This is a genomic window from Streptomyces sp. NPDC048297 (genome assembly GCF_043201585.1).
Taxonomy (GTDB): Bacteria; Actinomycetota; Actinomycetes; order Streptomycetales; family Streptomycetaceae; genus Streptomyces.
Genome location: NZ_JBICZA010000008.1, coordinates 26,147 through 47,353, shown reverse-complemented (window position 1 = coordinate 47,353; position 21,207 = coordinate 26,147). Strand labels below are relative to the sequence as shown.

The window sequence follows — 21,207 nt, the reverse complement described above, 5'->3', positions numbered from 1 at the left end:
GCAGCAAGCGCGTGTGCACAGGACCCACGAGGCGCCCCGTCCTCGCTGGTCAATGGCGATTTTAACCACTTATCGGGGTACGACCCGCCGGTGGAAGTGAGAGTTCTCTCGAAGTTCCCGCCGGCGGGTACCGCTCGTGTGTGCGATCGGACACCCGATCGCGGGTCATTTACGGCTTTCCGGCGATCGCCTCGCGGTTCTCGCCGGGTGGTTCGCCGTGTGGTTCAACGGGTGGTTCAACGGGTGGTTCAACGGGCCGCGCGGGCCTCGGCCATCCGCTGTTCGGCGATCCGGTCGGCCGCGGCGGCCGGCGGAATCCCGTCCTCCTTCGCGCGTGCGAAGATCGCCAGAGTGGTGTCGAAGATCTTCGCGGCCTTCGCCCTGCACCGGTCGAAGTCGAACCCGTGCAGCTCGTCCGCCACCTGGATGACACCGCCCGCGTTCACCACGTAGTCCGGCGCGTAGAGGATCCCGCGGTCGGCGAGGTCCTTCTCCACACCCGGGTGGGCGAGCTGGTTGTTGGCGGCGCCGCACACGACCTTCGCGGTGAGCACCGGCACGCTGGCGTCGTTCAGGGCGCCGCCGAGGGCGCAGGGGGCGTAGATGTCCAGCCCCTCGACCCGGATCAGCGCCTCGGTGTCGGCGACGGCCGAGACCCCCTCGGGATGCTGGTCGAGGACGCGCCGCACGGCGTCCGCGCGCACGTCGGTGACGACGACCTCGGCGCCCTCCTCCAGCAGGTGGCGCACCAGGTGGTGGCCCACCTTGCCGACGCCCGCGACACCGACCCTGCGGCCGCGCAGCGAGGGGTCGCCCCACAGGTGCTGGGCGCAGGCGCGCATGCCCTGGTAGACACCGAAGGCGGTGAGCACGGAGGAGTCGCCGGCGCCGCCGTTCTCGGGGGAACGGCCGGTGGTCCAGCGGCACTCGCGGGCCACGACGTCCATGTCGGCGACGTACGTGCCGACGTCGCACGCCGTGACGTAACGGCCGCCGAGCGAGGCGACCATGCGCCCGTAGGCGAGCAGCAGCTCCTCGGTCTTGTCGCGCTCAGGGTCGCCGATGATCACGGCCTTCCCGCCGCCGTGGTCCAGGCCGGCCATGGCGTTCTTGTACGACATCCCGCGCGCGAGGTTGAGAGCGTCGGCGACGGCCTCGGCCTCGGTCGCGTAGGGGTAGAAGCGCGTACCGCCGAGCGCGGGGCCCAGGGCGGTGGAGTGGATGGCGATCACGGCCTTCAGGCCGGTGGCGCGGTCCTGGCAGAGCACGACCTGCTCATGGCCTCCCTGGTCCGAGTGGAACAGGGTGTGCAGGACATCAGCGGGTGCGCCGGTTACGTCGGTCACTGTGGTGACTCCTGTGTAAAGAGCGGCGAGTGGGGCTCGGTCCCCTGGGGGTCCCCCCACACTCCCGGTAGTGGGGGAGGGTGGCGGGGGTCGGGCGGACGGCCGGTGAGCCGTCCAGCATGAGCGTAGAGCCTTGCCCCACTCACCATCCGTGCAGTGTTCAGGATCACTCTCCCGCGCCGTGCGCGCACGCATGACCGTGGGACGATTTGCAGTGGTTTCGAGCCGGGTCCGATGGGGAGGGAGCAGGCGTGCCGAAGGTGTCCTCCGTGGTCGTCCCCTATGCCGCGTACTTGCGCGTCTACGAGCCGCTGGCCGCCTTCCCGGAGCCCGAGCGCACCCACTGGGCCCGCTACGCCCGCCGCCGCGACCGCCCCTCCTACCAGGACGAGCTGCGCCGCTCGCTGGCCGACCTGCTGCCCACCCCGCCCGTCGCGGTGCCGGTGCACGAGAGCAGCGACGCCTTCGTGCTGGACGTGGACGGCGTCGTCTGCGTCTGCCCCTGGCGGACCCGGCTGCGCGGCTGGCAGGCCCTCGCGGACATGGCGTCCGAGCTGCCCGCGCCGGTGCTGGACGCGGTGCTGCCGCCGGTGGTGCGCGACCAGGCCGCCCAGGACTACGAGCGCTGGCTCGCCCGCAACCCCGACGCCCGGCCCTGGATCCGCACCGCGACCTGGCAGGTCCCGCTGACCTGGTTCGTGCTGGTCTCCGACGAGGAGCGGCGCTACGACAAGGGAAGCGGCGAGGTGCCCCCGATGCTGCGCTACCGGACGCCGATGGTGCAGGCCAGGCGGCGGGTCGCGCGAGCGCTGCGCACGCTCAAGGACACCGTCGAGGAAGGGCCGTTGAGCGACGGCCTGGTCGATGTCGGCCGCTGGCTGGAGGAGTTCCACCCGCGTTCGCTGGTGGAACTGGACTACGGCGGACTGGTGCACGTCGTGCCGGCCGGCGAACTGGAGGACGACCGCTCGGCCGCGGACGTGGCCGCCGGAATCGAGGCGCTGCGCCGGGGCGACGGCCCGGCCGCCGGCGAGGCCTACGCGCGGCTGGTGGAGCGGTGGCGTGCGGTGCGGGAGTTGCGCTCCGCGAACTGAGTGACGCACGTCACGGTCGAAATACCCTCGAACAGCGTACGGTCGACGGCACTTAGACCACCTGACGGGATGTTGGTCCCGATCCGGGATTTTGTTCCCAAGGGTGACGGACGGCACTTACGGGGCTCTTGCGCCCCTTGCCGCCCCTCATGCCAAAATAGGACAAGGAGCCCGGGGAGGGCTCCTTCCGCCCAACTATGCTCCAGCCTGGGCGGAATCTCCGCATTGCACGCTTTGGGGGGTCTGGTGACTCCTGAGCGCCGCTGTGACTGATCGTCACACTGGGGTGACTGTCCGCTATGGCATGGTCCATCGGCTTCCGTCGCTGATGAACACCTGGGAGGGCAATTCCATCGGTTTGGCCGACGCGGCTGGACAGATGGTGTAGTTGTAGTGCCGAGGACAAGCCGTTCGTCCTATAACCGACTCGACTCGCGTCCGCCATTTCGGGCAACGCGGGTCAAGGTGCAGAATTTAGAGGAAAGAACCGAGAAGGTTCGGTTCTCCCGAGGAGGCCGCTCATGACCGCTCGCACCCCTGATGCCGAGCCGCTGCTGACCCCGGCTGAGGTCGCCACCATGTTCCGCGTCGACCCCAAGACGGTCACACGGTGGGCGAAGGCCGGCAAGCTCACGTCCATTCGTACGCTCGGCGGACACCGCCGCTACCGCGAGGCCGAAGTTCGTGCCCTGCTGGCGGGTATCCCGCAGCAGCGCAGCGAGGCCTGAACAACTTCATAACCGGGCAAAACGGCTGATCCCCCAACCTGCCGAGGCGCCCGGAACCCTAGCTCCAAGCGACGCGGGACCTGCCCCAACAGGGCCCACGCCCAGGCCGAAGAGAACGTTGTAGGCAAGCGACACAGGGTGCGTCGTAGATCGCGCTGGACTCCGCCGGGTCCAGCGCGATCTTTTTTGTGCGCCGGCCGGGGGGTGGCGTGCGGTCTACGCGGGTCCTCGTGAGCGGGCTTGTCGGAGTCTGGGGAGGGTTGTCGGAACGGCCGTCGCGCCACTCTCGAAGGGGGTGCAATTGCACATATTAAATCGACCGGTTGTAGGAGGGGGTTAAGCGCAGCCGTTTCAGAAACTCGTGCGGTGACTCCCGTCACACGCCGGGGTTCTTGTTGCCGTCGCCATGTGTGCGCTAATGGAGCCTGCCGTTCCATCGGCCCCTGTGCGTACGGGTGTTGGGCCGGGACCGGTCACGTCACGCGCTCTGCGCACTCCCCTCCTCCATGAATGCATCCACGGCCACCTCCATGGATTCGTTCACGACCTCGCCCACGACCTCGTCGCCGGCTTTCCGGGGGTGCGGGCCGGCGCTCATGGCCAGCCGCAGCAGCTGATGGCAGATCGGGCAGTGGCGGGTCAGATGCCGGTACGACGAGGCGGCGGACAGATGCGCCCTCAGAAGCGCCCGCGTCTCGTGCCTGGCCGATGCCGCCATACGCCACCTCCGAAGGCCGCCCAGGGGAAGCGGGGCCTGGTTTCTGGGTACCGGCGGAAAGCGACACCGTCAAGGCCGCGGGTGCCGTCCCGGCCCCGGGGCCCAACGCGAGAAGGGCCTGCTTCCGTTGCGGGTTGCGGGTTGCGGGTTCTTGGTGCTGTGCGGTCCTGGCGGGATTTGCTGTGTCTGATTGCGGCTCCGCCGCGGGCGCGGCCTGTGGGGGGACGGCGGAAGGGCCTGCTTCCGTTGCGGGTTCTTGGTGCTGTGCGGTCCTGGCGGGATTTGCTGTGTCTGATTGCGGCTCCGCCGCGGGCGCGGCCTGTGGGGAGGCAGCAGAAAGGCCCGCTTCCGTTGCCGGATGCGGGCCCTTCGTTCTATGCGGTCCTGACGGGATTTGAACCCGCGGCCTCCACCTTGACAGGGTGGCGAGCACTCCAAACTGCTCCACAGGACCAGGTTTCGCGGCGCTTGCTGGTGCGTTGCGCTGCGAGATGAGACTGTACAGGAGCGGCGGGGTCCTGGTCGAACTCACTTTATGCGGTCGGGCGATTACGGAACGGCGGCGTCGATCGCCTTCACGATGCGCTTGTCGGAGACCGGGTACGCCGTGCCCAGAGCGTGCGCGAAATAGCTGACCCGCAGCTCCTCGATCATCCAGCGGATGTCCAGGACCTGCTGCGGGACCGGGCGGCCCTGCGGGAGCTGTTCCAGCAGCCAGGCGTACTCGTCCCGCATCTCGTGGACCTTCTCCATACGGGTGGTGTCCCGCTGGACGTTCGTCGGCATCTGCTGCAGACGACGGTCGGCGGCCACCAGGTAGCGCATGAGGTCCGGCAGCCGGCGTATCCCCGCCCCGGTGACGAAACCGGGCTTCACGAGGGCGTCCAGCTGCTTGCGGACGTCCGTCAGGTTGGCCAGCAGGGTGGGGCTGTTCACGGTCTTCAGGCGGCGCTCACAGGCCTGCCAGGCGGCCAGGACCTGCTGGACCTGGCCGACCGTGCGGACCGTCGTGTCGACGATCTCCGCGCGCACCTTGTCGTACAGCTTCCGGTACGACTCCTCGTCCCACGCCGGACCGCCGAAGTCCGCGATCAGCTTGTCCGCCGCGGCCATCGCGCAGTCGTCGAACAGGGCCTGGATCGAACCGTGCGGGTTCGCGGACAGCCCGAGCTTCTGCTGATTGCTCAGCTTCTCGGACGCGAACTTCGCCGGGTTCACCGGGATGTTGCGCAGGATGAGCCGCCGGGTGCCCTTCCACATGGCCTCCGCCTGCTCGGCCTCCGTGTCGAACAGCCGCACCGAGACCGTGTCGCCGTCGTCCACCAGCGCCGGGTACGCCTTCACCGGCTGACCGGCGCGACGGGTCTCGAAGACCCGGTTGAGCGTGCCGATCGTCCAGTCCGTGAGGCCCCCGCGCTCCAGGGACTCCCCGCCCTCGCGGGAGGCCGTCGCCGCGGCAGCCTGGGACAGGGCCTTGCGCGCCTTCGGCCTCAGCTGGAGCTTGAGCGCCTCCAGGTCCTTGTCCTCGGCCAGCTTGCGGCGCCGCTCGTCGACGATACGGAAGGTGATCTTCAGATGGTCGGGGAGCCTCGCCCAGTCGAAGTCCTCCGCCTCGAAGGGCACACCGACCATCCGCTTCAGCTCACGCGCCATCGTCACGGTGAGCGGCTCCCGCAGAGGCACCGCCTTGTCCAGGAACGCCTTCGCGTAGTTCGGCGCCGGCACGTAGTGGCGCCGGATCGGCTTCGGGAGGGAGCGGATCAGCTCCGTCACGACCTCCTCGCGCAGCCCCGGGATCTGCCAGTCGAACCCCTCGTCCGTGACCTGGTTGAGGACCTGGAGCGGAACGTGCACCGTCACACCGTCGGCGTCCGCGCCCGGCTCGAACTGGTACGTCACCCGGAACGTCAGACCGCCCTGGCGCCAGGAGTCCGGATAGTCGGCCTTGGTGACCGCCTCCGCCGACTCCCGGATGAGCATCTCCCGCTCGAAGTCCAGGAACTCCGGCTGCTCCTGCCGCTTGCGCTTCCACCAGGAGTCGAAGTGGGCCCCGGAGACGACGTGTTCGGGCACCCGCTCGTCGTAGAAGTCGAACAGCGTCTCGTCGTCCACGACGATGTCCCGGCGCCGGGCCCGGTGCTCCAGCTCCTCGACCTCGCTCAGAAGCCTGCGGTTGTCCGCGTAGAACTTGTGGTGCGTACGCCAGTCGCCCTCGACCAGCGCGTTGCGGATGAACAGCTCGCGGGAGACCTCGGGGTCGATCCGCCCGTAGTTCACCTTGCGCTGCGCGACGATCGGGACGCCGTACAGCGTCACCTTCTCGTACGCCATCACCGCCGCCTCGTCCTTCTCCCAGTGCGGCTCGCTGTACGTGCGCTTCAGCAGATGCCCGGCGAGCGGCTCCACCCACTCCGGCTCGACCTTCGCGTTGACCCGCGCCCACAGCCGGCTCGTCTCCACCAGCTCCGCCGACATCACGAACTTCGGCTGCTTCCGGAACAGCGCCGAACCGGGGAAGATCGCGAACTTGGCGCTGCGGGCGCCCAGGTACTCGTTCTTGTTGCCGTCCTTCACGTCCTTCATCCCGATGTGGGAGAGGAGACCGGCGAGGAGGGAGACATGGACGCGGTCGGCCGGGGCGTCGTCCTCGTTGAGGTGAATGCCCATCTGCTTGGCGACCGTGCGCAGCTGCGTATAGATGTCCTGCCACTCCCGGATCCGCAGGAAGTTCAGGTACTCCTGCTTGCACATCCGGCGGAACGAGCTGGAGCCCCGCTCCTTCTGCTGCTCGCGGACGTACCGCCACAGGTTCAGGTACGCGAGGAAGTCGCTCGTCTCGTCCTTGAAACGGGCATGCAGCTGGTCGGCCTGCGCCTGCTTCTCGGCGGGACGCTCGCGCGGATCCTGGATGGACAGCGCCGCCGCGATCACCATGACCTCGCGGGCACAGCCGTTGCGGTCGGCCTCCAGGACCATACGGGCGAGGCGGGGGTCGACGGGCAGCTGGGCGAGCTTGCGGCCGGTGTCCGTGAGCCGCTTGCGCGGATCCTTCTGGGCCGGGTCCAGCGCGTGCAGCTCCTGGAGCAACTGGACACCGTCACGGATGTTGCGGTGGTCCGGCGGATCGATGAAGGGGAACTTCTCGATGTCACCGAGGCCGGCCGCCGTCATCTGCAGGATGACACTCGCCAGATTCGTACGCAGGATCTCCGCGTCCGTGAACTCCGGACGCGCGACGAAGTCGTCCTCGGAGTACAGGCGGATGCAGATGCCGTCGGACGTACGACCGCAGCGGCCCTTGCGCTGGTTCGCACTCGCCTGCGAGACCGCCTCGATCGGCAGCCGCTGGACCTTCGTGCGGTGGCTGTAGCGGCTGATCCGGGCGAAGCCGGGGTCGATCACGTATCTGATGCCCGGAACGGTCAGGGAGGTCTCGGCGACGTTGGTCGCGAGGACGATCCGGCGCCCGGTGTGCGGCTGGAAGACCCGGTGCTGCTCGGCGTGCGACAACCGGGCATACAGCGGCAGCACCTCCGTGAACCGGTACTTCCTCTTCTCCAGCGCGTCCGCCGTGTCGCGGATCTCCCGCTCGCCCGAGAGGAAGACGAGGATGTCGCCCTTGCCCTCGCCCTGGAGTTCCTCGACGGCGTCGCAGATCGCGGTGATCTGATCCCGGTCCGCGTCCTCGGAATCCTCCTCCAGCAGCGGCCGGTACCGGACCTCCACCGGATACGTCCGCCCGCTGACCTCGACGATCGGCGCGTGGCCGAAGTGCCGCGAGAAACGCTCGGGATCGATGGTCGCGGACGTGATGACGACCTTGAGGTCCGGCCGCTTCGGCAGCAGCTGCGCCAGATACCCGAGCAGGAAGTCGATGTTGAGGGACCGCTCGTGCGCCTCGTCGATGATGATCGTGTCGTAGGCACGCAGCTCGCGGTCGGTCTGGATCTCGGCGAGCAGGATGCCGTCCGTCATCAGCTTGACGAAGGTGGCGTCCGGGTTGACCTGGTCGGTGAAGCGGACCTTCCAGCCGACGGCCTCCCCGAGAGGGGTGCGCAGCTCCTCCGCCACCCGCTCGGCGACGGTGCGCGCGGCGATACGACGAGGCTGCGTGTGCCCGATCATGCCCCGCACACCCCGCCCCAGCTCCATACAGATCTTCGGGATCTGCGTGGTCTTTCCGGACCCCGTCTCACCGGCGACGATGACGACCTGGTGATCGCGGATGGCCGCCGCGATCTCGTCCTTCTTCTGGCTGACGGGCAGCTGCTCGGGGTAGGTGACGGCGGGTACCCGGGCACGCCGTTCACCGATCCGGGTCTCGGCCTTGCCGATCTCCGCCTCGATCTCGGCGAGGACGGCGTCACGGGCTTCCGGCTTACGGATCTTGCGCGCGCCCTCCAGCCGCCGTCCGAGCCGGTGCGCGTCGCGCAGCGTCAGCTCGGTCAGCCGGGGGGCGAGGGTACCGAGGGCGGGGGCAGGGTGCGTAGACATACGCGGTCCAGGATCTCACCTCCGACGAAGAAGGGGCGAACGCTTTTGCCCGGGGCCGGGGCCGACCGGGGCCCGGGGCTGGGGCCGACCGGGGCCCGGGGCTGGGGCTGGGGCCGGGGGCTCAGGCCCAGCCCCCCAGGCCCCTGCCCTCACGCTCACCGCGTAGGGCTGGATGCGCCGCCACCGCCGAAGCCATCGACGGAGGCGAGCTTGCAAGCCGGGAACGTGGTTTCCGGTAGCGGACGCGATCGCTCGTACCCCACGGGCGGGATCAACGGGACACACAACCAAGAGGACATACAACAAGGCCCCGATCTGAGATCGGGGCCTTAGCTGTGGCTGGGGCCGGGGTCGAACCGGCGACCTTCCGCTTTTCAGGCGGACGCTCGTACCAACTGAGCTACCCAGCCGTCAAGGTCTTTTGCAAAACCTTGGCGGTCCTGACGGGATTTGAACCCGCGGCCTCCACCTTGACAGGGTGGCGAGCACTCCAAACTGCTCCACAGGACCAGGCGCTTCGTACGACAGTGTCGCACAGTGTGACGTGTGCTCCCAACGTGATTTTCACCTGTGGTGAGGTGGCCATCAGCTGGGGTGACGTCGCTGGAGCAGCGTATCAGAGGACGGGGTGTGCCCTGAAAACGGGCTGGCCGAGGGTCCGCGGTGCGCGGACGCGAGGGAGCCGGTCGGGCTCCGCTGCGCGCCCGCGGGCCGTGCGGGCCGGTCCGGTCGGGGCCGGCTCCGCCGGGCGGAGGGGGGTGGCGGTCCGGGCGGGAGTGGGCCGCGGTCGCCGGGTGCGGGTGGGGCATGTGACGCCCCTGGGGGGAGGGAGTGGGTTCAGGTGGGTCATAGGGGTGCCGGGACACGGGGGGCGGTGTGGGTCTTGAGGTGGGCGCGGAGGGTGAAGCCCGGGGTGGCTGCCTCGGCCGGGGTGAGGGGGATGTCCGCTGCCAGGAGGCGGCGGGCGGCCATGTGGTCGGCGGGGCGGTTGACGGATTCGACGGCGATCAGGTTGTCGTCGTGGAAGAGGAGGGTGGAGAAGGAGCCGGGGGTGTCGCCGGAGAGGGTCAGTTCGGTGTCGTGGGTGTGGCCGAGGCCGGCGATCTGGAGGGTCGTCGTGTACTGGCGGCTCCAGAACCAGGGCAGGTCGTCGTAGGGGCGGGTGGTGCCGGTGAGGCGGTCGGCGACGAGCCGGGCGTGGTCGACGGCGTTCTGTACGGACTCGATGCGCAGGGGTGCCGTCGCGCGGGGGTGGGGGAAGAGGGCGCAGTCGCCGACGGCCGAGATGCGCGGGTCGCCGGTCAGCAGGCGGGCGTCGGTGACGATCCCGCCGTCGACGGCGAGGCCGGCCGCTTCGGCCAGCTCCGTGCACGGTGTGACCCCGACACCGGCCAGCACGAGGTCCGTGTCGAGTCGCCGGCCGTCCGCCAGCTCGACCGCGGCCACGTGTCCGGTGCCGTCGTCGTGCAGGGCGGTGATGCCCTGTCCGAACAGCAGCCGGACTCCGTGTTCCTCGTGCAGGCGGGTGAAGTGCTCGGCCGTGGGCGCCGATGCGACGCGGGCGAGGGGGCGCGGGAGCGCTTCTACGACGGTCACCTCGTGTCCTTGTGCGCGGGCCGCGGCGGCGAATTCGAGGCCGATGAATCCGGCGCCGATCACGACGACCTGCCGGGCCCGGGTGAGGGCTGCCCGCAGGTGGTCGGCGTCGCGGAGGGTGCGCAGGGTGTGGACGCCGTCGAGGTCGCCGCCGGGTACGGGCAGGGTGCGGGGGCGGGCGCCGGTGGCGAGGACGAGGTGGTCGTAGTCGAGGAGGGTGCCGTCGGCGAGGCGGACGGTGTGCCGGGTGCGGTCGAGGGTGACGGCGGTGCCGGTGAGGCGGGTGATGGCGTGGCGTTCGTAGAAGGTTTCGGGCCGTAGCCGCAGCTGGGACTCGTCGGCTTCGCCGGTGAGGTAGGCCTTGGACAGCGGGGGGCGTTCGTAGGGCGGGACGCCTTCGTCGCCGACCAGGGTGAGGGGGCCTCGGTGGCCGCGGTCCCGCAGGGAGGCGGCTGTCTGGTGGCCGGCCTGGCCGGCGCCGATGACGACGACGTGGCCGGTGTGCTGCGGCGCGCTCATGTCAGTCCTGCCTCTCGGGGATGTGGACGACGAGGCCGTCGAGGGCGTCGGTGACCTTGACCTGGCAGCCGAGGCGGCTGTTGTCGGCGCGCGGGCAGGCGGTGAAGTCGAGCATTCCGTCTTCTTCCTCGTCCATGGGGTCGAGCTTGTCGAGGCCTTCGAGGTCGACGTAGACGTGGCAGGTGGCGCACTGGGCGGCGCCGCCGCACTGGCCGACGATGCCGTCGACGTCGTTGGTGACGGCGCCGCGCATGAGGGTGGTGCCGACCGGGAGGTCGAGGGTGGTCTCGGTGCGGTCGGTCGCGAGGTACGTGATCTTGGGCATGGCTGCTCCTCGGGGGTCGGCTGGATGGTCAACTCACGGGCATATAAAGGGAGTTGGTGTTCGGGCGCAGTGTCCTGCGCTGCGGTCGTACGTGCAGCAGTTCGGTGCTGCGGTGCACGGTCGGCAGGACGGAGCGGACTCCGAGGACGGCGACGGCTCCGTGGTAGTCCTCGCCGAGCGGGATGTCGGCGAGGGCGGGGACCGGGCGGCGGGGGTCCGGCGGGTGCCAGCTCACGAGGGCGGGCGGTTGGTCGGGGCCGGTGAGGGTGAAGTCCGTCATGGGCTTGTTGAGTCCCTCTCCGGTGGCCTTGAGGACGGCTTCCTTGCGGGTCCAGTAGGTGAGGCAGGCGCGGGCCCGTCGTTCGGGCGACAGTGCTTCGACCGCCGCGCGTTCCGCGGGGGTGAGGACGAGTTCGTATTCCGGTGGCAGGCCGGGGCCCTCCCACGGTTCGAGTTTCTCGACGTCCAGGCCGAGGGGCCGGCCGGCCGCGAGGGCCACGGCCACGACGTCGCCCGAGTGCGAGATGGACAGTTCCCATCCCGCGCCGGGGCCGACGACGTGCGGTTTGCCGTGCGGGCCGCCGCAGTCGGGGCACCGTGTGCGGAAGCGGATCGACTCCGGGCCGGTGCCGAGCAGTGAGGCCAGGGCCGTCTTGGCGAGCATGCGTCCGGTGACGAAGCGCGCGAGGTCCCGCTCGTGGGCGAAGGACGAGCAGCGTTTCAGTTCCGTGCTGTCCAGCAGGCCGAACCAGGAGGACGGCTGGGTCAGTGGGGGCAGCGACCAGATGTGGCACTCGGCGGCGAGCTGTGGTGCATCGGCGCCGGGGGCCGGGGCCGGCGTGGTGCCGGGTGCCGGGGCCGGCGTGGTGCCGGGTGCCGGGGTTGGCGTCATCGCGATTTCACCTCCGTACCGCGGCAGAGCGTCTGCCGCCCTACCGAGTTTTCGGTTCGAGGGGGGTGCCGGGATAGCAGGAAATCCTCCGACCGCGGGGGTGGAAAACCCTCCCCCCGGGTGCCGTTATTGCTGACGGGCACGGCTGTTAAAGGCCTGCCTGGCAGCGATAAACGACGTGATAACAGGCCGAAAGCGCGGCTTCCTAACTTCGTAGCCACAAGGACGGCAGCGCCCCCGGGAACCAGCCCGGGGGCCCCACCCGAAGGGCTGATGAAGATGAACGAGAACCTGATCACCGCCGCCAAGTCCACCGTCGTCGCGCTGGTCGCCGGCATCGCGATCTGGACCGTCGGGGGCGCCGCCACCCACACGCTGAGCGGCTCGGACCACACGGCCCGGACCTCGACGACGGTCCTGGCCGAGGGCGGCAACTGGGGTGTCGCGCCCGGCAACTGACACCGGCGGGTGAGCAGGTCCGGAGGGACCGGCGAAGCAGGCCCGGACGGATGCGACGCGACGAGCGCACGGCGCGACGAGCGCACGGCGCGACGAGCGCACGGCGCACGACGCGACCCGCGACACACGGGAACGCATCGCACGACAGCACGACAGCACGGCGCACGACAACACTGCGCACGGCAACACTGCGCACGTATCGAAAAACTCCACCCGGTTATCCGCCCCGCTGCGCGGTTGAGCGCAAGCCAAAGAGGGGTGAATGAAGGCCGTTGCCTCTCTTCGTCACCGGAGTGTTCGAGAAATCATCCTCGTTCGATCCACACGTGCGACTCCCCGCGGACTGTGACCTACATTGGTTCACGTCCGGGCTGAGGACTTCGATCAGGGGGAGCCGGAGTGGGCGAACAGCTCAGCTTCAAGGTCTTGGGGCCGCTCGCGGTGACCGCGGGGGACGCCGGTGTCCCGCTCGGGGGCGCGCGGCAGCGCACGATCCTGGCCCTGTTGCTGCTGACGCCCGGCCGGGTCGTGTCCGTGGACACCATGGTCGACACGGTGTGGAGCAGCAATCCGCCGCCCACCGCCCGTACGCAGGTGGCGATCTGTGTGGCGGCGCTGCGGAAGGTCTTCAAGGGCGCGGGGGTCAGCGAGGACGTCATCGTGACCGCGCATCCCGGCTATGTCCTGAACACCCGGGACCATGTCATCGATTCGCTGCGGTTCGCCGAGCTGGTGCAGTCGGCCGAACAGCATTCCAAGGAAGGCGAGTTCCCCGACGCGGCGCACGCGTACGCCCGCGCGCTCGATCTGTGGCGCGGGCCGGCGTTCGCCGGGGTGGGTGGGGAGCCTGTCGAGGACGAGGCGGGCCGGCTGGAGGAGCACCGGCTCAACGCCTACGACGACTCGATCCTCGTCCATCTCGAACTCGGTCAGCATCAGGAGCTCATCCCGGGGCTCGCGGCCATGGTGCGTGAGCATCCGCTGCGGGAGCGCACCCGGCATCATCTGATGCTCGCCCAGTACCGTTCGGGCCGTCGCGCGGACGCGATGGAGACGTACCGGGACGCGCACAGCCGGTTCATCGACGAACTCGGGATCGAACCCGGCCCCGATCTGAAGGAGTTGCACGACGCGATCCTGCGGGACGATCCGTCGCTGGCGCCCGCGCCGGTGGTGGTGGAGCGGCGGCCGGCCGCGTCCCAGCCGGTGGCCGGTGCGGGTCCCGCGCTCGCGGTGCCGTCCGAACTGCCGCCGGACGTTCCGGCGTTCACGGGTCGTATCGAGGAACTGGCCGCGTTGCAGAGCTTGGTGGCCGGTGCGGGGGAGGGGAGCGCCTCCACCATCGGTCTGATCACGGGGGCTGCGGGGATCGGCAAGAGCGGTCTGGCGATGCGGTGGGCGTTCCGGGCCGCCGAGTACTTCCCGGACGGCCAGCTCTTCGCGGATCTGCGTGGTTACGACGAACACCATGAGCCGGTGCCCGCGCACGACGTGCTCAGCCGTTTTCTGCGCTCGCTCGGGGTGCCGGGTGAGCAGATACCCGACGATCTGGAAGAGCGGGTGGCGCTGTACCGCAGTGTGCTCACCGATCGCAGTGTCCTGATCGTGCTGGACAACGCCCGCGCGTATGCGCAGGTGCGGCCGTTGCTGCCGGGTGGTGGGCGGTGCTGTGTGCTGGTGACCAGCCGGGATCAGATGGAGGAGCTGGTCACGTGGCCCTCGCAGGCGCGGGTGCATCTGGGGTTGTTGTCCGAGCCGGAGGCCGTCGAGTTGCTGACGGCGATCGTGGGCGAGCGCAGGATCGCCGCGGCGCCCGATGACGTGGTCCGGCTGGTGGAGCTGTGCGACCGGTTGCCGCTGGCGCTGCGCATCGCCGGTGCGCGGCTGGCGTCCAAGCCGCACTGGACGGCGAAGTACCTGGCGAACCGGTTGACCGATGAGCGGCGCCGGCTGGACGAGTTGAGTCAGGGCGAGTCGCAGATCCGGGCGAGCCTGGCGCTGAGCTACAAGTACCTTTCCGAGGACGCGGCCCGGCTGTTGCGGCGGCTCGGTCTGCTGGACGTGCCCGACTTCACGGCGTGGGTGGGGGCGGCGCTGCTCAACAAGGAGGTGCTGGATGCCGAGTTGCTGATCGAGGACCTGGTCGACGCGCAGTTTCTTGAGGTCGTGAGTGTCGATGTCACCGGTCAGTTGCGGTACCGGTTGCACAGTCTGGTGCGGTTGTACGCGCGGGAGTGCGCGCGTAAGGAGGAGGCGGAGCCGGACCGTACGGCGGCTGTCACCCGTTTTCTGCGCACCTTGCTGACCATCGCGGAGGAGGCGGACCGGCGGGAGAGTGCCAGTACCGGGACGGGGGTGCACAGTGCGGTGCAGCGCCGCAGGATCGACTCCGAGCTGCTGGAGGAGCTGCTCGCGGCGCCCTTGGAGTGGTACGAGACGGAGCGGCTGGCGTTGGTCGCGTCCGTGCGGCAGGCGGCGCGGCTGGGGCTGGCCGACCTGGCGTGGGACCTGACGGTCTCGGCGTCCTTCTTCTTCGGTACCCGCAGTTACACGGACGACTACCGGCGCTGCTCGGAGGAGGCGCTGGAGGCGGCGCGGGCGAGCGGTGATCTGCGCGGGCAGGGGGCGATGCTGTTCGCGCTGGGCTGCATCGAGCTGGTCCACAACCAGATGGACGAGAGCTTCACGTATCTGGCCGATTCGGTGCGGCTGTACGAGGAGGCCGGCGAGGACCACGGGCGGGCGGTGGCGCTGCGTTCGCTCGGGCAGACCGCGCGCGCCCGGGACCAGTTGGACGAGGCGATGGGGTACTTCACGGAGGCGTTGCGCATCCTGCGGGAGGTCGGTGATGTGCACACGGAGTGCCACACCCTGCACAACATCGCGGAGACCGAACTCGTCGCGGGCCGCCCCGACTCGGCGCTGACGTACGCGCTGGAGGCCGTACGGCTCGCGGAGGGGCTCGGTTCCGACACCCGTAACCTCGCGCAGGCGCTGTACCGGCTCGGCATGGTCCATCTCGCTCTGGACGAACTGGCCGACGCGGAGAAGGAGTTCCTGCGGGCGGTGCGCATCGTCAAGGAGAAGTCCGACGGGGTGGGGCTGGCGTTCACGCTGCTCGGTCTCGGCGAGGCGCGGTTGCGGCGGGGGAACGCGCAGCAGGCGGAGACGACGCTGGCGGATGCGCTGGAGGTCGCCGAGGAGTGCCACAGCCCGCTGGCGGCCGGCCGGGTCCGGCTGGTGCTGGCCGAGGTGAGCCGCAGCCAGGGCCGCACCGAGGAGGCCTGCGAGCATCTGCGTCATGCCAAGGAGATGCTGGCCGAGGTCGGTGCGCTGATCTGGGTCCGCCGGGCGGAGAAGGCGCTGGCGGAGCTGGTGGGCTGACCGGGTCGCAGCGGACAGGAAGGTGCCCGCCCCGGGAGGTCGTCGGGGGCGGGCACCTTCTGTCGTGCGCGGGGGAGGCAGGGCGTGGTGTCGCCCGGGCGGTCAGGCGAAGAGGTCGGCCAGGGCTTCCATGTCGATGGGGACCGGGGGGAGGCGGTAGTCGGTGGGGGGGTCTTGGTGGTGGAGGTGGCGGACGAGGAAGTCCCACTTGCGTTGGGTCACGTAGTGCTCGTAGCCGAAGTAGATGTGGTCGGCGTCGGGGACGAGGAGGAGGTCGAAGTCCTTGCCGTGGGCGATCAGGCGTTCGGCGAGGCGGAGGGTGACCTGTGGGGGGACGCGGTCGTCGAGGCCGCCGTGGATCAGCAGGAGTGCGCCTTGGAGCCGGTCGGCGAGGGTCTCGTTGGCGAGGGCGGCGTACTCCTCGGCGTCGTAGGGGCCGTGGTAGGCCTCGCCGAGGCCTGGCTCCAGGAGGCGGAAGTCGTGCATGCCGGATTCGGCGACTCCGGCCTTGAAGACGTCGGGGTGGCGCAGCAGGGCGCGCGTGGAGGCGTAGCCGCCGGAGGACATGCCGGTCACGCCGACCCTTTCCAGGTCCATCCATGGCCGGGTGGTGGCGAGTTCGCGCAGTGCGGCGACGTGGTCGTCGAGGCCGCAGGCGTCGCCGAGGTTGCCGTAGGACGCGTCGAGGAAGGTTTTGCTGCGGCCGGGGGAGCCCTTGCCGTCGACGGCGAGGACGACGAAGCCGAGGGCGGCGAGGGCTTGTGCCTCGTAGCCGTAGTGGCCGGGGTCGAAGGAGGGGCTGACCCGGTTGGCGGTGGGCAGCCCGTACGGGGTGTCGATCACCGGGTAGCGGCGCGTGGGGTCGAAGTCGTGGGGGAGGTGGAGAAGTCCGTAGATGTCGGTCGTGCCGTCGGCCGAGGTGGTGCGGACGTGCTCGGGGGCGCGCCAGCCGGCCGCCTCCAGGCCCGTGATGTCGGCGCGCTCCAGTTCGACCAGCACGCGGCCGGACCAGTCCCGGACGGTGATGACGGGGGCGGTGGCGGTGGTGGAGGCGGAGTCGATGAAGCAGGTGCCGTCCGGGGCGGTGGTGACGACGTGGTCGAGGTCGTCCTCGGTGATCCGCCGGAAGTCCGAGCCGTCCAGTGCGGCGCTGCACACCGTGCGCCGGTAGGGGTCCTCGGGGACGAGTCCGGAGGCGGTGAAGTGGACGGTGCGGGTGGCCTCGTCCACGTGCAGCAGTTCCTGCACCGCGAAGTCGCCTGAGGTCACCTGGTTGATGGGCTCGCCGGTGGTGGCGTCGTGGAGGTGGAGGTGGCCCCAGCCGTCGCGTTCGGAGTACCAGAGGATCTCGCGGCTGCCGCTCAGCACCTTGACCAGTGGCGGCTGGAGCTGGGTGGGTGCGGGGTCGACGCGGGTCGGGCCCGACTCGGTGATCACGGTGCGGACGGCGCCGGTGGCGGGGTCGAGGTGGTGCAGGGTCAGGGTGCGCGCGTCGCGGCTGCGGGCGAGGTAGTGCACGGCGGAGCCGTCCTCGGACCACCAGGCCCACTTCTGGAAGAGCGGCGACATCATCGACATCCCGGCGGGCTCGCCCTGGGCCTCGGTGACGGTGCCGGACGCGATGTCGACGACGACGTACTCGGCCAGCGGTATGTGCTCGTCGCCGGGGACCGCGAACCGCGGTGAGAGCAGGGCGGGTTCGCCGCCGCCGGCCGGGGCGGCGCGCAGCAGGTGGCTGCGGCGCACTCCGCTCTGGACGGCGCGGTGGGTCAGCAGCCGGCTGCCGTCGGGCGACCAGGCCACGGCGGGCGGCAGATGGGGCAGCCCGAGCTTGGTCAGCAGCGTGGAGTACATGAGGTAGTCGGGGTTGGCGGCGTAGTCCCGGTCCTCGGTGCCGTCGCAGGTCAGGGCCCAGTCGCGGGCGCCGTCCAGGGTGCGGGCGCGCAGGTCGTGCCCGGCGCGGTAGACGGCGTGCTTGCGGTCGGGGGCGGCGACCTCCAGGGGGTTGCCGGGGGCGTCGCCCTCGGCCTGGTGCAGGGTCTGGTCGGTCAGGTCCCAGCGGTAGTGCTGTCCGAACGCGTCGAACTCGACGGCCTGTTCGGTCGGCTGGATCGCGGGGAGGGGCAGGGCTGCCGGGCTGATCTCCTGGCCGGTGGCGGCGGCGAGGGCGGTGGCGAGCCGCTCGTGGTCGAAGGCGGGCCGGCGGCTGCCGCCGGCGGGGTCGACGACGACGAACCGCTTTCCCTCGGCGGTGTTGACCGTGTACCAGAAGCGGGCGCCGTCCCCGAGCCAGCGCGGGCTGGCCCGGTCGGCGAACACCAGCTCCTTGCGGTGGTGCTTGAGCAGCCGTTCCGCCGTCTCGTAGGCCCGCACGTCGAGTTGGTTCCGTTGCATCGAAAGTGCCCTTCCTTCGGGGTGATGATTCCGGATGCCGTCGACGTCCGGGCGGAGTCGTGAAACGGCGGGATTCCCAGGCTTTTGATGGCGGGGGTGGGGGCGGCTTCGGGATTCGCCGGCCTGGTCATCATCGCCACCGCACCGGGCAGTTGACCAGTCCCCGGCACACCGCCGACGGGTGTCCGGTCGCCGGGACAGCCGGGGCGTTACCGGCGAGGTTCTCGGCGGTGCACCCGGCGGTGTTTCCGGCGGTGTTCCGCGGGATTCCCGCGGCTGGCGCCGGGATGGGTGAATTGGGGGAGATAGGCCGTTTGTAGAGGCGGCATAGAAGTGAATGCCACAGTGGCGGCCCGAGCAGGAACAGTCGGCTTCACAAGTGAACACAGGAACCGAGGTGCTGGCTTGAATACGCAGACCCCCGAAAAGGTCGTGATCGTCGGCGCGGGTGTCGCCGGCTCGATGACCGCCGCGTATCTGAAGGCGGCGTTCCGTGACCGGATCTCGGTCACCCTGGTCGATTTACCGGCGGACGGCGTCCCGGACGAGGACAAGGGCGAGGACGAGGACGAGGACGAGTCGACGCTCGGTGACTTCGGGCAGTTCTTCGATTTCCTCGGTCTCGCCGAGGAGGACTGGATGCCGGCCTGCGACGCCACGTACAAGCTGGCCGTCCGGTTTCAGGACTGGAGCGGCACGGGCCGCCATTTCTATCTTCCCTTCGAGCCGGTCCGGGAGGCCGACGGCTTTCCGCTCACCGAGTGGTGGCTGCACGGCGGGCCGAGCGCGCGCTTCGACCGGGACTGCTTCGTCGCCGCCTGGCTGTGCGACGCGGGCCGGGGCCCGTGGCCCGTGGGCGACACGGCGGCCGGCGCCGGCGCGGCCCCGCTTCCCTACGGCTACCACTGCGCGGCAAGGCCGCTCGCCCGGCTGCTCGCCGGGTACGCGGTGGACCGCGGGGCGCGGCGGCTGGCCGGCGGGGCGGTCGGGGTACGGCTGGACGCGCGCGGCTGGATCGAGTGCCTGGTGGTCGAGGGGCACGGGGAGGTCGCCGGGGATCTGTTCGTGGACTGCACCGGGGAGCGCGGTCTGCTGCTGCACCAGGCGCTGAAGGTGCCCCGCCTCTCCTACCAGGACACCCTGCCCGGCGACGGCGTGGTGACGCTTCGGGTGCCGGCGGACATGCGGGCCCGGGGCATCCCGCCGTACACCACGGTGTGCGCGCAGGGCGCCGGGTGGATCTGGACGGTGCCGCTGTCCGACCGGATCGGCACGGGCTACGCGTACGCGGGCGAGTACTGCACGCCCGAGGAGGCCGAGCGCACGCTGCGCGAGTACGCCGGTCCCGAGGCGGCCGGGGTGCCGGCCCGGCACGGGCGGCTGGTGTCCGGGCGCAGCCAGGAGGCCTGGCGGCACAACTGCGTGGCCGTGGGCCCGCCGGCCGGCCGGGTGGAGCCGCTCGGCACCACCGGGGTCGCCTCCTTCGCGCACCACGCCCTGGAACAGCTGGTCAGGCACTTTCCGGGGGCCGACTTCAGCCCCCGGCTGCGCGACGGCTACAACGTGGCGGTAGCCCGTTCGCTGGACGGGGCGCGCGAGTTCCTCACCCTGCACTACCAGGGCGCGGCCCGGGACGACACCCAGTACTGGCGGGACACCAAGACCCGTCCGCTGCCCGGCCGGATCGCCGAGCACCTGTCCCGCTGGCGGGTGCTGCCGCCGTACGCGGAGCCCTCGCCGCTCCATCCGCGGGGCCTGCCGCGGCACGCGTACGCCTCGCTGCTGATCGGCACCGGTGCCGTGCCGCTGCGCCCGCCGGCCGCGCTGTCGCTGGTGGACGACACGGTCGCGCGCAAGGAGTTCGCGGCGGTCCGGGATCTGGGCCGGGCGCTGACCGAGGCGCTGCCCACGCCGTACGAGTACATCGCGCGGCGGCCGTCCGCGTCCGGGTGAGGGGGGTTTGGGCCAAGCGGGGCAAGGGGGTCAGGGGGGTCAAGGGCCGGACCGCTCTCAGTGCCACGCGTCCAGGGGGCGGTCCAGGCGCGGGTCGCAGGACAGGATGGCGCGGTGCACGGCGCGCAGCAACGGGCCGGGTTCGACGCCGAGTTCGCCGGTGAGCAGGCGGCGGCCCTGGTCGTAGAGGGAGAGGGCCTCGGCCTGCCGGTCACAGCGGTAGAGGGTGGTCATGAGCTGGGCGCGGAAACGTTCATGCAGAGGGTGCTGGGCGACCAGGCGGGTCAGTTCCGGCAGCAACTGGGGGTGCAGGCCGGCCGCGAGATCGGCCTCGATCCGGCCGGCCAGCGCCGAGATCCGGGCCTCCTCCAGCGGGGGGCCCTCGGAGTTGGCGAGGTACTCGCACACGTTGGCCAGGACCGGCCCCCGCCACAGCGCCAGCGCCTGCCGGAGCAGCTCGCCGGCCTCCTGGTACTTGCCGGCGCCGATCGCCGACTGCCCGTGCGCGGCCAGGTCCCGGAAGCACAGCAGGTCGAAGGAGGAGTCGTCGGTCCGCATCAGGTAGCCGTGCTCGCGCCGGTCGATGCGGGCCGAGGGGCCGAGCTTGCGGCGCAGCCGGGAGACGTAGTTGTACAGCTGCGCGGTCAGCGTCGCGGGCGGCCGGTCGCCCCACAGGAACCAGCTCAGCTCCGTGTCCGGCAGGAAGCCGCCCTCGGCCAGCAGCAGGGCCGCCAGCACCGTGCGCTGCTTGGTGCCGTCCAGCGGTATTTCCTCCCCGTCGTGCCGCACCTGCACCGGCCCGAGAATGCCGTACTCCATGGAATTACCTCGCAGATCGGCGGTCATTGGCAGTGATTTCCAGTGATGGGCAGTGATCGGCAGCGATGGGCCGTGGTGGGAAATGATGGGCGCTGATGGGCAGTGATGGGCAGTGATGGGCAGTGATGGGCGCTGATGGGCAGTGATGGGCGCTGATGGGCAGTGAACAGTTCCGGCGCGCACGGGCCGCCGGGAGCGCACGGGCCCGGTCGTTCGCACCATGGCACAGCCGTGCTGCGCGCAGGAGTCAACGCCCGACTTCCTGATCCGCGACGCACCCCCGTGAACCCCGGTCCCGTCCTGTCGACAGGACGGAATCGGCCGCCGTCGCAGGTGGCGGATTCTCCGCTTGCCCCGGGGCCGCCGCCGACCATGAAGGGCCTTGACTCCGGCCGCTCGCAGGCATGAAGGTAAGGACGTCCTGAGGCGCGATTTCCGGCCCGGGATCTGACGAAATCGCGACGGGGGGAGCGCAGCGGATGTCGG

The 21,207-nt window shown here is 70.4% G+C and carries 13 protein-coding genes and 3 tRNA genes; 5 read left to right on the top strand and 11 right to left on the bottom strand.

All coding sequences use genetic code 11. The annotated features are described in order from the left end of the window. Positions 1-248 precede the first annotated feature (248 nt). Complete coding sequence (locus tag ACGFYV_RS10885; RefSeq protein WP_393878040.1) at positions 249-1,346, bottom strand: Leu/Phe/Val dehydrogenase; 1,098 nt, start codon at positions 1,344-1,346, stop codon at positions 249-251. A gap of 251 nt (positions 1,347-1,597) precedes the next feature. Here ACGFYV_RS10885 and ACGFYV_RS10880 point away from each other — a divergent pair, with 251 nt between their 5' ends. Further along, positions 1,598-2,440 carry a hypothetical protein gene (locus ACGFYV_RS10880; protein WP_393878039.1) on the top strand — a complete coding sequence of 281 codons (843 nt, stop codon included), beginning with the start codon at positions 1,598-1,600 and terminating at the stop codon, positions 2,438-2,440. A 521-nt stretch (positions 2,441-2,961) separates the two neighbouring features. Then, positions 2,962-3,168 carry a developmental transcriptional regulator BldC gene (bldC, locus tag ACGFYV_RS10875; RefSeq protein WP_003949541.1) on the top strand — a complete coding sequence of 69 codons (207 nt, stop codon included), beginning with the start codon at positions 2,962-2,964 and terminating at the stop codon, positions 3,166-3,168. A 478-nt stretch (positions 3,169-3,646) separates the two neighbouring features. On the opposite strand, the gene ACGFYV_RS10870 is transcribed toward bldC, so the two are convergent. From ACGFYV_RS10870 to ACGFYV_RS10835, 8 genes are all read right to left on the bottom strand, one after another. Further along, positions 3,647-3,886: a DUF6274 family protein gene (locus ACGFYV_RS10870; protein ID WP_393878038.1), complete on the bottom strand. Its 240-nt coding sequence runs from the start codon at positions 3,884-3,886 to the stop codon at positions 3,647-3,649. Positions 3,887-4,265: 379 nt separating this feature from the next. After that, positions 4,266-4,340: transfer RNA gene (locus ACGFYV_RS10865), tRNA-Asp, on the bottom strand. A gap of 95 nt (positions 4,341-4,435) precedes the next feature. Further along, on the bottom strand, positions 4,436-8,380 hold the full coding sequence (hrpA, locus tag ACGFYV_RS10860; RefSeq protein ID WP_393878037.1) for an ATP-dependent RNA helicase HrpA: 3,945 nt from the start codon (positions 8,378-8,380) through the stop codon (positions 4,436-4,438). Positions 8,381-8,716: 336 nt separating this feature from the next. After that, positions 8,717-8,790: transfer RNA gene (locus ACGFYV_RS10855), tRNA-Phe, on the bottom strand. Positions 8,791-8,812: 22 nt separating this feature from the next. Continuing rightward, positions 8,813-8,890 (bottom strand) — tRNA-Asp (locus ACGFYV_RS10850). A gap of 336 nt (positions 8,891-9,226) precedes the next feature. After that, entirely contained in the window at positions 9,227-10,495 is a 1,269-nt protein-coding gene (locus ACGFYV_RS10845) for an NAD(P)/FAD-dependent oxidoreductase (protein WP_393878036.1), read from the bottom strand. Position 10,496: 1 nt separating this feature from the next. Beyond that, a complete protein-coding gene (locus ACGFYV_RS10840) occupies positions 10,497-10,820 on the bottom strand; it encodes a 2Fe-2S iron-sulfur cluster-binding protein (protein WP_393878035.1) in 324 nt (107 codons plus the stop codon). 28 nt (positions 10,821-10,848) lie between these two features. Further along, positions 10,849-11,712: a 4'-phosphopantetheinyl transferase family protein gene (locus ACGFYV_RS10835; RefSeq protein WP_393878034.1), complete on the bottom strand. Its 864-nt coding sequence runs from the start codon at positions 11,710-11,712 to the stop codon at positions 10,849-10,851. Between the two features lie 279 nt (positions 11,713-11,991). Here ACGFYV_RS10835 and ACGFYV_RS10830 point away from each other — a divergent pair, with 279 nt between their 5' ends. Both ACGFYV_RS10830 and ACGFYV_RS10825 read left to right on the top strand, forming a co-directional pair. After that, complete coding sequence (locus ACGFYV_RS10830) at positions 11,992-12,171, top strand: hypothetical protein (protein WP_393878033.1); 180 nt, start codon at positions 11,992-11,994, stop codon at positions 12,169-12,171. 399 nt (positions 12,172-12,570) lie between these two features. Next, positions 12,571-15,555, top strand: a complete 2,985-nt coding sequence (locus ACGFYV_RS10825; RefSeq protein WP_393878032.1) for a BTAD domain-containing putative transcriptional regulator — start codon at positions 12,571-12,573, stop codon at positions 15,553-15,555. A 102-nt stretch (positions 15,556-15,657) separates the two neighbouring features. On the opposite strand, the gene ACGFYV_RS10820 is transcribed toward ACGFYV_RS10825, so the two are convergent. Further along, positions 15,658-17,949, bottom strand: a complete 2,292-nt coding sequence (locus ACGFYV_RS10820) for a prolyl oligopeptidase family serine peptidase (RefSeq protein ID WP_393878031.1) — start codon at positions 17,947-17,949, stop codon at positions 15,658-15,660. A 405-nt stretch (positions 17,950-18,354) separates the two neighbouring features. Here ACGFYV_RS10820 and ACGFYV_RS10815 point away from each other — a divergent pair, with 405 nt between their 5' ends. Further along, a complete protein-coding gene (locus ACGFYV_RS10815) occupies positions 18,355-19,902 on the top strand; it encodes a tryptophan 7-halogenase (protein WP_393878030.1) in 1,548 nt (515 codons plus the stop codon). Positions 19,903-19,959: 57 nt separating this feature from the next. Here the strand turns inward: ACGFYV_RS10815 and ACGFYV_RS10810 are convergent, their stop codons facing one another. Beyond that, entirely contained in the window at positions 19,960-20,721 is a 762-nt protein-coding gene (locus tag ACGFYV_RS10810; RefSeq protein WP_393878029.1) for a BTAD domain-containing putative transcriptional regulator, read from the bottom strand. Positions 20,722-21,207 lie beyond the last annotated feature (486 nt).

Bases quoted from the DNA above. Each gene is read 5' to 3' on its own strand.
- ACGFYV_RS10845 (WP_393878036.1), bottom strand. From the start codon at position 10,495: ATGAGCGCGCCGCAGCACACCGGCCACGTCGTCGTCATCGGCGCCGGC.
- ACGFYV_RS10835 (WP_393878034.1), bottom strand. From the start codon at position 11,712: ATGACGCCAACCCCGGCACCCGGCACCACGCCGGCCCCGGCACCCGGC.
- ACGFYV_RS10870 (WP_393878038.1), bottom strand. From the start codon at position 3,886: ATGGCGGCATCGGCCAGGCACGAGACGCGGGCGCTTCTGAGGGCGCAT.
- hrpA (WP_393878037.1), bottom strand. From the start codon at position 8,380: ATGTCTACGCACCCTGCCCCCGCCCTCGGTACCCTCGCCCCCCGGCTG.
- ACGFYV_RS10810 (WP_393878029.1), bottom strand. From the start codon at position 20,721: ATGGAGTACGGCATTCTCGGGCCGGTGCAGGTGCGGCACGACGGGGAG.
- ACGFYV_RS10840 (WP_393878035.1), bottom strand. From the start codon at position 10,820: ATGCCCAAGATCACGTACCTCGCGACCGACCGCACCGAGACCACCCTC.
- bldC (WP_003949541.1), top strand. From the start codon at position 2,962: ATGACCGCTCGCACCCCTGATGCCGAGCCGCTGCTGACCCCGGCTGAG.
- ACGFYV_RS10830 (WP_393878033.1), top strand. From the start codon at position 11,992: ATGAACGAGAACCTGATCACCGCCGCCAAGTCCACCGTCGTCGCGCTG.
- ACGFYV_RS10820 (WP_393878031.1), bottom strand. From the start codon at position 17,949: ATGCAACGGAACCAACTCGACGTGCGGGCCTACGAGACGGCGGAACGG.